Origin of the sequence: Yersinia ruckeri ATCC 29473, assembly GCF_000754815.1 — a bacterium.
GTDB classification, from domain to species: domain Bacteria; phylum Pseudomonadota; class Gammaproteobacteria; order Enterobacterales; family Enterobacteriaceae; genus Yersinia; species Yersinia ruckeri.
In genome coordinates, this window is sequence record NZ_KN150747.1 from 3,058,664 (window position 1) to 3,071,887 (window position 13,224).

The window sequence follows — 13,224 nt, forward strand, 5'->3', positions numbered from 1 at the left end:
AGAGGACGTAGAAAACGTACAAACGAGAAAAGTTCAGGCAGGAATTTCAGCAGGCAAAAAGCGTGCTGCCAGTCATCACTGGCAGCGTTATGTATTCACGAATCAAGCCGTTTTCTTACCCCGACTGGCGTACAAATAGAAAAATACAGCGGCAATAATACAGAAGGCCATTGAACTAACCATCGGCCATGCACTGCGGGAAGGTGCCATCGACAACAGCGTTCCCACCACAGCTCCGATACCAAACCGCAAGGTTCCAGCCAAAGATGATGCGGTGCCCGCCATATGAGGAAAATCATCCAAAATCACGGCCATCGCATTGGAAGTGATCATCGCGATACAGCCCACATAAGCGGCGACACAGAAGACTAACGCCCAGAAACCCAGCCCCAACGCACAAACTACCAGCAGCCCCATTCCCATGACCAATTGCACGGATAAACCGAAACGGAACATTTTGATCGCGCCAACCCGACGAACATTGCGGCTATTGATTAACGTCATCAGGAACAGGAACACAATATTCAGCGCAAAGTAATAACCGAAGTTTTGCGGTGAAACGCCGTTTAACTCGATATAAACAAAAGGCCCAGCACTGAGGAATGAGAACATACCCGCAAAAGAAAAGCCGCTGGCCAGCATATAGCTCAGTACACGTTTGTGGCGAAACAGTGAGGCAAAGTTACCTATAGTGGTACGCAGATGAAATGTCTGCCGCCGCTCTGGCGGGAGCGTTTCTTTGATAAAGAAGGCGACCAACACCGCACCGATCAACGCCGCGCCAGCTATTGTCCAGAAAATCGCATGCCAACTGAACCACAGCAGCAAGGCACCGCCGATAATCGGAGCCAGCAAAGGGGCAATGGTCATCACCAACACCACGAATGACATCATGCGCGAGAAATCGTCTTTGCTGAACATATCCCGCATTAATGCATTAATCACCACGCTGGCTGCTGCTGCCGATAAACCATGCAGGAAGCGCATATTGATCAACTGTTCAATGGACTGTGCCATAGCACAAGCCACACCAGCCAAAGCAAAAATCAGGGTTCCCCATAAGATCACCGGCTTACGCCCAACGCTGTCCGCCATCGGGCCATAAAACATCTGGCCAATAGCAAAACCGAGCACATAGGCACTCAGGGTCATTTGTACTCTGCCATCCCCAACGCCAAACTCTTTGGCGATAATTGGCATACTGGGCAGATACATATCAATGGCCAGGGGCATCAACATGGAAAGTAGCCCCAAGATAAAGATCAGACCAATATGGGATGTCCGGTTCTCTTGCACGCTCAATAACTCCTTCAATAGCCTAGGTTCTCAGAATTTTCACCCTGAGAACGCAGGAAAAAACCAGTAACCTAATCACCGAGGGACGCAACGTTGAAATAACGTTGGCTGCTAGAGATGCGGAGCGCCTACGCTGGCTATTTCTTCTTCGGTCAATGGACGGTATTCGCCAGGAGCCAAATCATCATCCATCACGATCGCGCCAATACGTTCACGATGCAGAGCCACTACGCGGTTACCCACAGCACCAAACATGCGTTTTACCTGATGGTAACGCCCTTCGCTGATGGTTAAACGCACCTGTTGCGGCTCAATGACTTCAAGCTGAGCCGGTTTAGTCAACGTCGGTTCATTATGCAGTTGTACGCCCACGGCAAATTGCTCTGCGGTGTCATCCGCGACCGGATGTTCCAAGGTGACCAGATAGGTCTTCTCGCAATGGTGTTTCGGTGAAGTAATGCGGTGCGACCATTGGCCATCATCCGTCATCAGTACCAAACCGGTGGTATCGATATCCAAACGCCCTGCGGCATGTAATTTGTAGGCAACCGGCTCATCGAGGAAATACAGCACGGTCGGATGATCGGGATCTTCGGTGGAACATACATAGCCTTGTGGCTTGTTCAGCATAAAGTAACGCGGCCCAACCTGTTGTTGTAACAGATTGCCGTCAAACATCACTTCCTGTTCTGGAGTCAGTTTCAGTGCGCCGGTTTTGACGATTTCACCATCAACGGTAACGCGTTTTGCCCGTAACTCACGTGCAACCAGTGCACGGCTAACCCCTAATTGCTGAGATAAAAACTTGTCCAATCGCATTGAATCTACTTTGCCTGTTTATATGATGGTGTTGCCAATCAACACAATGCCTTGCCCACCCAAATGAGTAGCAAAACCAGAAATTAAATGAAGCAGTAATAATCGTATAGGAGGAATATCATTTGCTGTCTATCAGACTAATCAGTATAGCGAGGGTTGCCTCATCATCCTAGGAACAGTTGCATCCAAGCGAGAGGTTCTCGCACCGATAGCACGGAATAGGCATAATAATAGAAAGTTTTTACCGCTATGGCTGGATAATTTTCGCTGAAAATATTAAGGATATGTTACCCATGACCTCCCTTCTATGCCGGGTAAGCTAAGTGATGGCTTTCACTCTACGCCCCTATCAGCAAGAAGCCGTTGACGCCACTATTGCCTACTTTCGCCGCCATCAATCACCGGCGTTGATTGTGCTACCGACTGGAGCAGGAAAAAGTTTGGTTATTGCCGAGTTGGCAAAGTTGGCCCGAGGCCGGGTGCTGGTATTGGCTCACGTTAAAGAATTGGTGGCGCAAAATCACGCTAAATACTGTGCCTATGGTCTGGAGGCTGATATTTTTGCTGCTGGCCTGCAACAACGGCAAAGTGCAGGTAAAGTGGTCTTCGGCAGTGTGCAGTCGGTTGCTCGTAACCTGTCATTATTTGACAGCGCCTTTTCCTTGTTGATTATCGATGAATGCCACCGTATCAGTGACGATGCCGATAGCCAATATCAACAAATCATTCAGCATTTGCAAAAAAACCACCCCAAGCTGTGTTTGCTGGGCTTAACCGCCACGCCTTATCGCTTGGGTAAAGGGTGGATTTATCAGTTTCACTATCATGGTATGGTTCGCGGTGATGAGAACAGCCTGTTTCGCGACTGTATTTATGAATTACCGCTGCGCTATATGATTAAGAACGGCTTTCTGGTTCCACCAGAACGGCTGGATATGCCGGTGGTACAATATGATTTCAGCCGCCTGACCAGCAACAGCAACGGCCTATTCCCTGAAGCTGATTTAGACCGAGAACTCAAACAGCAACAGCGTATTACACCGCATATTATTAGCCAAATCATTGAATATGCGGCCATACGCAAAGGGGTGATGATTTTTGCCGCCACGGTGGAACATGCCAAAGAAGTTTATGGCCTGCTACCCGCCGGTCAGGCGGCGCTAATCAGCGCAGCAACGCCCGCCGTTGAACGCGATGCGCTGATTCATGCATTTAAACAACAGAAATTACGTTATCTGGTTAATGTCGCCGTATTGACTACCGGCTTTGATGCTCCCCATGTAGATTTAATCGCTATTTTGCGCCCTACTGAGTCCGTCAGCCTCTACCAACAAATTGTCGGGCGCGGATTACGCTTATCACCGGGTAAAGAAGATTGTCTAATTCTGGATTACGCGGGCAACCCACACGACTTGTTTACACCAGAAGTCGGCTCCAGCAAGCCCCATGGCGATAGCCAGCCAGTACAGGTTTTTTGTCCTGACTGCGGTTTTGCTAACCTATTCTGGGGGAAATGCACTGAATCTGGCGAAATCATCGAGCATTTTGGCCGCCGCTGCCAGGGCTGGTTTGAGGATGATGAGGGGCATCGCGCCCAATGTGATTACCGTTTCCGCTTTAAAATCTGCCCTGATTGCGGTGCAGAAAATGATATTGCCGCCCGCCGCTGTCATCAGTGTCAGGCCGTGCTGGTCGACCCCGATGATATGCTCAAGGCGGCGCTAAAACTCAAAGACGCGCTGGTGTTACGTTGTGGCGGGATGGCGCTGGAATCCGGTCAGGATGCCAAAGGCGAATGGCTGAAAATCACCTATTACGATGAAGATGGCACCAGCACCAGTGAACGTTTTCGTTTAACCACTCAGGCGCAGCGCATGGCTTTTGAACAACTATTTCTACGCCCACACCAACGAGCGCCAGGCATCGCGCTTAAATGGCAAACGGCGGCAGACGTTATTGCCCAACAGTCATTGCTGCGCTCCCCCGATTTTGTTGTTGCCCGTAAGCGTGGACAATGGTGGCAAATACGCGAAAAGGTTTTTGATTATCAGGGACGTTTTCGCCGAGCAAACTCACTGGGTTAGCGTCCTGCGCCCCCCAGCTTATTTGCGGTTTTGTTTGCTGTCTGGGTGATATTTCGCTAGAATGCCGCCCGCTTTGCTCTGGGTTCGCCCAAAGTAAACTGACTAACGAACCTGTTACTGGGTCGCCTGTAGCAGGGTAAATTTTCTTTCGAGAGAAAACAAAATGATCACTATCAATGCAGAAGTACGTAACGACCAGGGTAAGGGTGCGAGCCGCCGCCTGCGTGCAGCAAATAAATTCCCAGCTATCGTTTACGGTGGCACGGAAGCAGCGATTTCTATCGCTCTGGACCACGACACCACTAAAAACATGGAATTGAAACCTGGTTTTTACAACGAGCCAGTTGCTCTGGTTATCGATGGTAAAGAAGTTAAAGTCCAGGTTCAGGCTGTTCAGCGTCACGCTTTCAAACCAAAACTGACTCATATCGACTTCGTTCGCGTTTAATCTGCGAGATCGATATTTCGGGACGCCGAAAATGAGAAAGCATCGCTGATGCGATGAAAAATGCCAGCCAGTTCATACTGTCTGGCATTTTTTGTGTTTATTCTCTTTACCACTCAATAACCGTACCGCCGTTCCTGCCAATCAATCGCCGACATAAAAAAGCGCCCTTCGGCGAAAAACCATCACTGCGGCTTTCCACTTCATGACGCCATTGACCCACAACTCACATCCGCTGATAAATCAGCCCCAAAATTACGAGTTCCCTCCGCCCAGTCGACGTTGTAATTGATCGCGCAGATTAGGTGGTGTGCCTTTGATCGTTAAGGTGTCGGTAGTCGGATCCCAGAAAATACGTTCGCCTAACAGCAAGGCATCGAAGTTAATGCTCAACCCGCCGCCACTGCCGGAAAACTTGGTGAGCTGACGCAACGTACTACGATCGGCAGGAAACGTCTCTTCCAGTGCATAACCCTGCTCGGTGGAGAACGCTTTGAAATCTTTATCACCCAACGTCGGTAATTCCTGAGCCAGTTCTTGCAAGGCAATGTCTTCACCAGCTTGCAATTGTTCATTGCAATAGCTGTAAGCCTGCTGGCGGTAAGCTTGGCGCTCATTCTTATCCAGTTGCGCATCCGCACAGTAATCGTCCAGCGCCTGCAATAAGCCACGGTTCTGCGCCTTGGTATCCAGCCCCTCAGCTGCAGACAGAAAATCCATAAAGAAATCAGAAACTTTACGACCAACACGCCCTTTCAGGAACGTCAGGTAACGGCTGGATTCTGGGTTGGTTTCCCATTCGGTCAAATCAATGCGAGCCACAATATCAGCACGATTAATATCCAGATAACGGGTCGTGCTCAAATCGAGCTGTTCGTCTACACGCTGACTATTACAACTGCTGAGTACCGAAATCAGTAAGTACTCGACGGCCAGATAACGATATTGGCAAAACAGTACCACACCACCTTCAGCGAAGGGATATTTCGCCAGTTCATCACGTAAACGTACCGTGGCAGCGCGACTGAACGCGAGGAAATCCTCATCCCCCTTACGGCAACGTTTTAAAGCATCCGCCAGCTCGCTTTGCTCATTAAACAAACCATAAGCCTTGCTTTTGGCGCTATAGACACGGTGCAGTTCCGTCATCATTTCTTCTACTACCGCATTGGCCGGTAACAGTGAATCCCGTAACGTGACATCCAGAGTCTGTTCGTCACGTTTAATCAGTTGATGTAAAGCAATTTGGTCGATATCAAGGCTCATGATCAATACTCCTTTTAGCTAGGGGCGTATTCAAACACCGATGCCCTGAAGCCGCAACTCAAAAGCAGCGCGAAACCCGAAACACCTGCAATTGATTCTTAATGCTATAAAATAGCGGAAAACCGTCGCTCTATACGGTAAGATGTGGGACTTTGTCAGGCGCTGAGTACAATTTTTATGCCACAATCATCCCGTTACAGTGACGAACACGTCGAACAGTTGCTTTCAGAACTGGTTCAGGTGCTAGAGAAACACCGCACCCCAACCGATCTTTCCTTGATGGTTTTGGGGAATATGGTGACAAATTTGATCAATACCAGCATTGCCCCAGCGCAGCGCAAGGTATTAGCGAAATCTTTCGTTGAAGCACTTCAGGCTTCAATACGTGAAGATAAAGCCCATTAATTATTCGGCTAAGACTGCTATCTCTATATGGTGACAAATCGTCAGCGCTATCGTGAAAAAGTCTCCCAAATGATCAGTTGGGGGCACTGGTTCGCCTTATTTAACATTCTGTTCAGCCTGGTGCTGGGTAGCCGCTATCTGTTTGTCTCTGATTGGCCAACCTCTTTGGTTGGCCGTATCTATGCTCTGGTCAGTTGGCTTGGGCATTTCAGTTTTATCGTCTTCGCTGTTTATCTGTTGGTGATCTTCCCGCTGACCTTTGTGGTGATGTCCCAGCGCTTGCTACGATTCCTTTCTGCTGCAGTTGCCACTACCGGGTTAACCTTGTTACTGGTAGACACCGAAGTGTTTACCCGTTTTCATTTACACCTGAATCCAGTGGTCTGGGAACTGGTGATCAACCCTGATCAAAGTGAATTAGCCCGCGATTGGCAACTGATCTTCGTCTCCGTACCCATTATCTTTCTGGTCGAGATGCTATTTGGTACTTGGAGTTGGCAAAAACTTCGCAGCTTAAACCGTCAACGGTTTGTTAAGCCAGTCGTCGCAGTATTTATTTCGGCATTTTTCGCCTCACATCTGATTTATATCTGGGCGGATGCCAATTTCTATCGGCCGATTACCATGCAGCGCGCCAACCTGCCACTTTCTTATCCTATGACAGCTCGTAAGTTTCTGGAGAAACACGGTCTGCTGGATCAACAGGAATATCAGCGCCGCATTATTGAGCAAGGCAATCCTGAAGCCGTTACCGTCGAATATCCGCTCAATAGCATCACTTTTAGCGATAAAGGTAGCGGTTATAACCTGTTGCTGATTGTCGTAGACGGCATTCGGCTAGAAAGCCTACAGCAGGACATGCCAGCACTGAGCGATTTTGCCCAATATAATATCCAGTTCAACCACCATTACAGCTCGGGAAACCGTAAAGAAACCGGTTTATTTGGCCTGTTTTATGGTATTTCTCCAACGTATCTGGACAGTATTCTGGCGGCTCGTGAGCCTTCAACCTTTATTAACGCACTGGGTACACAAGGTTATCAATTCGGTTTATTCTCTTCCGATGGGTTTAAATCGGCTCTTTATCGTCAGGCATTATTGTCCGATTTTTCATTACCTGCGCCAGCCCGACAGAGTGATAGTGCGACGACAGCCCAATGGCAACAATGGTTGAACAGCTTGCCTAACCCGAATCCGTGGTTTTCCTACGTCAATCTCATTGGTTCACAAGAATCCCAAGATCCGGCTGAAGTATCCACGCCTGCGGTACCCAATGATTTTATCCGCCACTATCAGGCTGGAGCCAAGAATGTTGACCAGCAGATTGCGACCATTATCGACACACTGAAGCAGAAAGATCTGCTGGATAAAACCGTGGTGGTTATCACCGCATCTCACGGCGTCGAATTCGATGATAGTCACCAAGGTCTCTGGGGGGCAGGCAGCAGCTTTAACCGCTACCAATTGCAGGTGCCGCTGATTATTCACTGGCCAGGCACACCGGCGCAGAAAGTCAATAAACTGACCAATCATGAAGACGTGATGACCACGCTGATGCAGCGTTTATTACACGTACGCACAGCGCCAGAGGACTATTCGCAGGGTGAAGATTTGTTTGCCGCACAGCGCAATCATAATTGGCTTGCCACCGGCGAAAATGGCGTACTGGTGATCACCACGCCAACACAAACCATCGTGCTCGATAATAGCGGTAACTACCGAACCTTTGATCAGCAAGGGATCGAGGTAAAAGACGAAAAGCCGCAGTTGGCGTTGCTATTACAAGTATTGACCGATGTGAAACGCTTTATTGCCAACTAAAGTTGCTGCATTTAACTGCCTAAAAAACAAGCAAACATTCGCTATACTCTTGCAATCGTAAAGAGAAAAGGTAGTATTAATCCATTGCATCGGCATGTAGCGCAGCCTGGTAGCGCACCGTCATGGGGTGTCGGGGGTCGGAGGTTCAAATCCTCTCATGCCGACCAAATAATCTCTTAAAAACCAACCCATTGCGGTTGGTTTTTTTATGGGTGGGATTTAGCGATGGTAAAATGATGGTGAAATAATGGTAAAACCCCGACGAGATCTTGCCCTATTACTCACTTAAAACACATTGGCGGTCAGATAATTTATACTGCATATTTACACAGTAATTTATCTATCTGAGGTTCTACTCGTGTCAGCAACAAAAGGCTTCGAACAGAATTTTTCTGTGATCTATAAATTTGACTCTCTGACCATCAGCCATTCAACACGCAGCAAATCCATGATTTTCAATGCCAGGATAAAAAGCCCGCCAATCTTATCCAATGCGGAAGTCATTCAGACAATGGAGATAACAGTCGAGCAGGCGCGGCATATCGTCAGCGAATTACAAAAATATTGATGCCGGGATCAGTGATGCAGGTGTGAACTATTTAAATTAAGGCCCGGTGCAGTGGTGAGTTACAGATCTATCATACGATTGAAATAGACCGGACAATTAGACCCGGTCACGGTTGATTAGGCTGATGCCAAGGCAAGGCGATCTTCGGCAGGGATATATTTGTAAATCGTCTTAGGTGATACCTCGAGCACCAAAGCCACTTGATGCAAGCTAGCGCCATTGGCAAACATGCGTCTTGCTCTTTCAATAACCTCATCGGTCATAATACGACGCCGCCCTCCTATCCGCCCTTCCGCTCTCGCAGCAGCCAGCCCGGCACAGGTACGCTCGACAATTAACTCTCTTTCCATTTCCGCCAGCGCACTCATAACATGAAAAAAGAAGCGCCCCATCGCCGTTCCTGTATCGATGCTATCAGTGAGGCTACGGAAATGAACACCCCGACTCTTTAAATCTTCAACTAGCGTAATAAGGTGTCTGACGCTGCGGCCAAGGCGATCCAGCTTCCAGACAACCAGACTGTCACCGGTAGATAGCTGGCGCATGGCTTTTTTCAATCCCGGACGGTCGGTGGATTTTCCGCTGATTTTATCCTCAAAAATCAGGTCACATTTTGCACTGATTAACGCATTACGTTGCAGTTCGGTGTTTTGGTCATTTGTTGATACCCGGATATAGCCGATCAGCATGTTGATTTCCCCGAAAAAATAATCGGAGTGTGTCACAGCAAGGCAAATGACCAAAGAATGCTGCTTATAAAAACCTCTCGCAAACCTTGGTTTGGGCGATGCAGCAAAACGAACAGTGGGGACTGGTACTAATCAAATCCCGGACATGTCATTTTTCATTGGTTCACTACACCCCGATAGTGGTTGGGTTCAATTTCCAAATGGTATAATTTTGCAATGTATACAGGTGCAAGGTGAAACAGGAAACGTAGCGTCTGCTAAAACGTTTCCTACTCCTTTTCCTACTTTTGCAATAGGGGTGTTTGGAACATGTAAAAATACTTCCAGTGCCGTAATGGTTCAGGCGTCAATAGTTGATGAGGCACATTTCAGGGTTACTTTTAGAGCAGCTACCAGTCAGTCAACAACGACAAACGATTCAGGTTATATTTTTGCTATAGGATATTAATATGGGGAACTATGTTTGGTCCGCACAAAACCGTGTATTTCTAGCGGAAGCTCTTCTTCCTTCGTATGATGATGCAGGTTGGAATTTATCGGATATTATTAAAATCGATGATTCTATTTATATCGAATTTAATGGCAATCCTCCCGTAGGTAAACAACGCGGCGTTATTAATGGAATGCCTGCATGGGTTGATTTACCGCCCCCGACCAGTGGGGAATTAATCTCCAGTGCTAATGCTGAAAAGAGCCGGCTAAAATCCATTGCTGATTCCGGGATTGAATGGCGACAGGACGCTGTTAATGATGGGAGTGCAAGCGATAGAGAAATAGCTGACCTTGCAGCATGGCGTAAATATCGCGTGGCCTTGATGCGGATTGATACATCAAAAGCACCTGATATCGAGTGGCCACTAAAGCCTGAGTGATTTTTTATAGGCCACGAACCATGCGGCCTATCAAGATTTAACGGAACTCCGGTGGCCACTCCGGTACCACATAGCCATTATTCACCGCCTCGATCAGTAGCCAGCGGGATTTATCCGACTCGCCAATTACCGGCAGTTCTATCAACGGCCAGCCTGCCAGTGTCGGCCACGAGCGGTACGCGGCGCGAGTGACCGTTAGCTCGGTACGCTGGGTGCTGGTTAGCGGGATATCATCAATCGAATAATCGCTGACCATCATGTTATCTGTCGCAACAATAAAGGCATCACGGTATTGTCTCGCCAGACTAGCTAACTCATCGTCAGATAGCGGCAGCGCTGGCGGCTTATCTGTCCAGCAAGGATGCCCATCGACGCCTGCCGCGCGTACCTTTCCTATCGGTGCGCCCCCCATGAACTCCATAGCCACGCCATCACTTACCTCAACAGCATCAGATAAATCCCAATGACTGTAATCATCCAAATAGTCTACTGGGAAAAAGGCGTTATTTTTTGCGCTATAAATATATGTCGTCATTTTAGTATCCTAGTGCCAGATATTGGCCGCCTTCACCGGCAGTATCGGTTCTTCCAGTAAATCCCGTCACCGTCCTGTTTGTTGCTCCCCACCTTGCTCCATTAGTTTGTGTCACCCAGGAAGCATCAAAGTGGTTAACAAGAACCACCGCAGTCGGAAACGGTATAGGGAAAGTGACTTCTCGTGTCGTTGACCCCGCATCGGTGAGACCCCATTGAAAAATGAATCCTGATGGGAGCTTCATCCATCCGTTACTGCCTTTAGAAGACCCAAAGCTACTCATATCAGGGATCTGGGTAGTTCCCGTTCCCACGGTTCGTTTTGCTGCATCGCCCAAACCAAGGTTTGCGAGAGTTTGTGCGACGGCGGCTTGTCCCGCTGCTTTTATCTCAGACAGGTTATTGGTTGTTTTTAAAAAACCACCATCAGTGATTAATTTTGAAATGGCTGTGATGAGCTGATTAAATTTTGTCGTGTCGGGTGTCACCCCACCAGCGACCAATACGTTGATCAATTCCCGCTGAATCGTGTTAAACCACTCCGCCGGCAAGATGGTGGGCGGTGTACCGCCAGCAACGTTACCATCGGTAAACTCGCCGTTACTGTCCGCTCGAGTATTGGGAATATCGCCAATTTTTTGCATAGAAAATTCCTCGCCAATCAAGGCGCTTTAAAATTAAAGAAAGTCATGAGTTAACTAATGTAGCCGAACCGGAGAATGGCATGTGAGGGATTTAGCGCTGCAAGGCGACACTCGAGTTGTTTATTACCCCATGTTCGCAGCGGATCGCCGCTGTAAGTCAGGCCGCATTGGGCTGTATTAACCGTGGTTTCCGGGGCGGTAATCAGCCAGGTAAACGGCCAGTCCTGCCCATTGAGGGCATCGCCACAAACGGACATACCGGTGCAGGCCTGCCGATATTGCGTGATGGTAATGCTATACCCCAGCGCCTGAGCTACCCGGATAAAATAAGCCGCCGATTGGCCACCTGAGCCGAACAATTTAGACACCACGGCGCGCTGGCGTTGGATAAGGCTGTCAATCTCACCAATAGCACATAAATCGGGCAGACCCAGCGTGGATTCCCATTCTGGCAGTAACGCTGTAGCAGTGGCAGGGAATGCTGCAATTAACAGATCCTGCGCCTCTTCATCACTGCGCTGATAGGCGGCAGCCAACACTCTGAGCACCGCCGTTTGTGCTCCATCCGGTCGCCGTGGCCACGCCAGCCCCGTGGGCATGAGAGCCTGCAAAGCCTGCGTATATTCATTAACGGAGAATCGGCTCATGTGTAGGTTACCCTCCCCCTCACCGGCAGTTCGCCGATCGCCAGTTGGGTATTGGTCGAGGGAGACGTAAGGACAAACCCACTGGTACCCGGCACATCGCCAATGGCCAGCAGCAAGGATGACCAGTAAATTTTCCCGCCAGGCTCCCCTTCCTCGAAAAAGACCTCATCGATGGCCGCGTTGATAGCCTCAACCGTGGCACTGCCCGCCCCCGCTATCCCCGCAATAACAAAATCAATCGGCTTTTTTGTCGGTGCGCAGGCGTAAACCAGTGCAATAATCGGTTGCAGGGGATAGATAGCATCAGCCACGCGCAGCTGGTCGCCGGTCGCTTTTATGGCTCCCCATTGCTCCCGTTGCGATATGCCATCGGAGCCTTGCGGGAAACCCCCGTTATCATTCCCGTCGCACATAAAATAAATGCCCACGGTCCCCGCGCCCATTAAGCGCCGCGCCACCCAGCATCGGGTGACGCCTGGCACCGCCAGCGCCCATAATCGGTAGTCGTTATCATTACCGCCCTGAGGGGTACTCTGGTAGGCCAGCAACATGCGGGAACGAAAAGCATCTTCACTCTCAATGTCTGCCCCTCCCGCTATTTTCACCGTCGCTATCGCCGCAGAAGGGATGCCCTCTACGGCAACGTCGAGTGTCAGCAGCGTCCCTGCATCCGCATTGCCTGCCACCCCGCCACCGGTAACATCATCCAATGGGCTGGACAAAATAGCCGTTACACTGCCGGTACCCGTTCCTGCCGGGGCTATCGTTACATCACTATCGAGGATGTATTGATAACCATCAGCCCGATTCAGCACCGCACCGGCAGCAATAGTCCGGCCTGCCGTTCCGGTGAATAAGACGGAAGGGCAAGTTGCAGGATTGGCTGGTTTTTGAAACACATCTTTCAGCGCGGCCCAGCCAGCCAGGTATTCGTCAGTGGCATGAAATGGCGTGGCCTGCAGGGCGATATAATCAAGGTAACCGTAATGCAAATGAGCTAGACCGGCATCAGCATCACTGATCACGCCCAGGTTAGAGAAGCGCAGTAAACTGCCGGTGGTTTTTAACTCAGACTGGATATAGGACTTATTGCGCTGGCGTAATTCCGTTAATGTCGGTCGATTAAATGGCATA

At 49.2% G+C, this 13,224-nt stretch carries 15 protein-coding genes and 1 tRNA gene; 8 read left to right on the top strand and 8 right to left on the bottom strand.

All coding sequences use genetic code 11. The features are described from left to right. Window positions 1-102: 102 nt before the first annotated feature. Both DJ39_RS13710 and rsuA read right to left on the bottom strand, forming a co-directional pair. Complete coding sequence (locus DJ39_RS13710; protein ID WP_038244176.1) at window positions 103-1,296, bottom strand: Bcr/CflA family multidrug efflux MFS transporter; 1,194 nt, start codon at window positions 1,294-1,296, stop codon at window positions 103-105. A 111-nt stretch (window positions 1,297-1,407) separates the two neighbouring features. Beyond that, entirely contained in the window at window positions 1,408-2,115 is a 708-nt protein-coding gene (gene rsuA, locus DJ39_RS13715; RefSeq protein ID WP_004720943.1) for a 16S rRNA pseudouridine(516) synthase RsuA, read from the bottom strand. 326 nt (window positions 2,116-2,441) lie between these two features. On the opposite strand from rsuA, the gene radD reads away from it, so the two are divergent. Then, complete coding sequence (gene radD, locus DJ39_RS13720; RefSeq protein WP_004720946.1) at window positions 2,442-4,199, top strand: DNA repair helicase RadD; 1,758 nt, start codon at window positions 2,442-2,444, stop codon at window positions 4,197-4,199. A gap of 163 nt (window positions 4,200-4,362) precedes the next feature. After that, window positions 4,363-4,647 carry a 50S ribosomal protein L25 gene (rplY, locus tag DJ39_RS13725; RefSeq protein WP_004720947.1) on the top strand — a complete coding sequence of 95 codons (285 nt, stop codon included), beginning with the start codon at window positions 4,363-4,365 and terminating at the stop codon, window positions 4,645-4,647. Between the two features lie 252 nt (window positions 4,648-4,899). On the opposite strand, the gene yejK is transcribed toward rplY, so the two are convergent. Further along, the gene (gene yejK / locus DJ39_RS13730; protein ID WP_004720952.1) at window positions 4,900-5,910 is read right to left on the bottom strand and encodes a nucleoid-associated protein YejK; all 1,011 of its coding nucleotides are present in this window, start codon (window positions 5,908-5,910) and stop codon (window positions 4,900-4,902) included. 177 nt (window positions 5,911-6,087) lie between these two features. Here yejK and DJ39_RS13735 point away from each other — a divergent pair, with 177 nt between their 5' ends. From DJ39_RS13735 to DJ39_RS13750, 4 genes are all read left to right on the top strand, one after another. Beyond that, window positions 6,088-6,315, top strand: coding sequence for a YejL family protein (locus DJ39_RS13735; protein ID WP_038244187.1), 228 nt, complete (start codon window positions 6,088-6,090; stop codon window positions 6,313-6,315). A 27-nt stretch (window positions 6,316-6,342) separates the two neighbouring features. After that, window positions 6,343-8,136, top strand: a complete 1,794-nt coding sequence (gene yejM, locus DJ39_RS13740; RefSeq protein WP_004720955.1) for an LPS biosynthesis-modulating metalloenzyme YejM — start codon at window positions 6,343-6,345, stop codon at window positions 8,134-8,136. A 90-nt stretch (window positions 8,137-8,226) separates the two neighbouring features. Continuing rightward, window positions 8,227-8,303 (top strand) — tRNA-Pro (locus DJ39_RS13745). A gap of 191 nt (window positions 8,304-8,494) precedes the next feature. Continuing rightward, on the top strand, window positions 8,495-8,704 hold the full coding sequence (locus tag DJ39_RS13750) for a hypothetical protein (RefSeq protein ID WP_234049302.1): 210 nt from the start codon (window positions 8,495-8,497) through the stop codon (window positions 8,702-8,704). Between the two features lie 116 nt (window positions 8,705-8,820). Here the strand turns inward: DJ39_RS13750 and DJ39_RS13755 are convergent, their stop codons facing one another. After that, window positions 8,821-9,393 (bottom strand): recombinase family protein, encoded by a 573-nt coding sequence (locus DJ39_RS13755; RefSeq protein ID WP_004722843.1) that lies wholly within the window; start codon window positions 9,391-9,393, stop codon window positions 8,821-8,823. Between the two features lie 145 nt (window positions 9,394-9,538). Between DJ39_RS13755 and DJ39_RS18480 the strand changes: the two genes are divergently transcribed. Both DJ39_RS18480 and DJ39_RS13760 read left to right on the top strand, forming a co-directional pair. Continuing rightward, on the top strand, window positions 9,539-9,841 hold the full coding sequence (locus DJ39_RS18480) for a gp53-like domain-containing protein (RefSeq protein WP_420804283.1): 303 nt from the start codon (window positions 9,539-9,541) through the stop codon (window positions 9,839-9,841). 1 nt (window position 9,842) lies between these two features. Then, window positions 9,843-10,265: a tail fiber assembly protein gene (locus tag DJ39_RS13760; RefSeq protein WP_004722846.1), complete on the top strand. Its 423-nt coding sequence runs from the start codon at window positions 9,843-9,845 to the stop codon at window positions 10,263-10,265. Window positions 10,266-10,302: 37 nt separating this feature from the next. Here the strand turns inward: DJ39_RS13760 and DJ39_RS13765 are convergent, their stop codons facing one another. From DJ39_RS13765 to DJ39_RS13780, 4 genes are read right to left on the bottom strand one after another with little or no spacing between them, the layout of a single operon-like run. After that, the gene (locus tag DJ39_RS13765) at window positions 10,303-10,800 is read right to left on the bottom strand and encodes a hypothetical protein (protein ID WP_004722849.1); all 498 of its coding nucleotides are present in this window, start codon (window positions 10,798-10,800) and stop codon (window positions 10,303-10,305) included. 1 nt (window position 10,801) lies between these two features. Beyond that, entirely contained in the window at window positions 10,802-11,443 is a 642-nt protein-coding gene (locus tag DJ39_RS18380; RefSeq protein WP_004722851.1) for a gp53-like domain-containing protein, read from the bottom strand. 50 nt (window positions 11,444-11,493) lie between these two features. Beyond that, a complete protein-coding gene (locus tag DJ39_RS13775) occupies window positions 11,494-12,090 on the bottom strand; it encodes a YmfQ family protein (protein ID WP_038251475.1) in 597 nt (198 codons plus the stop codon). Next, a complete protein-coding gene (locus tag DJ39_RS13780) occupies window positions 12,087-13,223 on the bottom strand; it encodes a baseplate J/gp47 family protein (protein ID WP_004722854.1) in 1,137 nt (378 codons plus the stop codon). The genes DJ39_RS13775 and DJ39_RS13780 overlap by 4 nt, the downstream gene beginning before the upstream one ends. Between the last annotated feature and the right edge of the window lies 1 nt (window position 13,224).

Excerpts from the sequence above, each read along its gene's own strand:
- rplY (WP_004720947.1), top strand. The coding sequence starts at position 4,363 with ATGATCACTATCAATGCAGAAGTACGTAACGACCAGGGTAAGGGTGCG.
- DJ39_RS18380 (WP_004722851.1), bottom strand. The coding sequence starts at position 11,443 with ATGCAAAAAATTGGCGATATTCCCAATACTCGAGCGGACAGTAACGGC.
- yejM (WP_004720955.1), top strand. The coding sequence starts at position 6,343 with ATGGTGACAAATCGTCAGCGCTATCGTGAAAAAGTCTCCCAAATGATC.
- DJ39_RS13760 (WP_004722846.1), top strand. The coding sequence starts at position 9,843 with ATGGGGAACTATGTTTGGTCCGCACAAAACCGTGTATTTCTAGCGGAA.
- DJ39_RS13755 (WP_004722843.1), bottom strand. The coding sequence starts at position 9,393 with ATGCTGATCGGCTATATCCGGGTATCAACAAATGACCAAAACACCGAA.
- rsuA (WP_004720943.1), bottom strand. The coding sequence starts at position 2,115 with ATGCGATTGGACAAGTTTTTATCTCAGCAATTAGGGGTTAGCCGTGCA.
- DJ39_RS13765 (WP_004722849.1), bottom strand. The coding sequence starts at position 10,800 with ATGACGACATATATTTATAGCGCAAAAAATAACGCCTTTTTCCCAGTA.
- DJ39_RS13735 (WP_038244187.1), top strand. The coding sequence starts at position 6,088 with ATGCCACAATCATCCCGTTACAGTGACGAACACGTCGAACAGTTGCTT.
- yejK (WP_004720952.1), bottom strand. The coding sequence starts at position 5,910 with ATGAGCCTTGATATCGACCAAATTGCTTTACATCAACTGATTAAACGT.
- DJ39_RS13775 (WP_038251475.1), bottom strand. The coding sequence starts at position 12,090 with ATGAGCCGATTCTCCGTTAATGAATATACGCAGGCTTTGCAGGCTCTC.
- DJ39_RS18480 (WP_420804283.1), top strand. The coding sequence starts at position 9,539 with ATGTCATTTTTCATTGGTTCACTACACCCCGATAGTGGTTGGGTTCAA.
- radD (WP_004720946.1), top strand. The coding sequence starts at position 2,442 with ATGGCTTTCACTCTACGCCCCTATCAGCAAGAAGCCGTTGACGCCACT.
- DJ39_RS13780 (WP_004722854.1), bottom strand. The coding sequence starts at position 13,223 with ATGCCATTTAATCGACCGACATTAACGGAATTACGCCAGCGCAATAAG.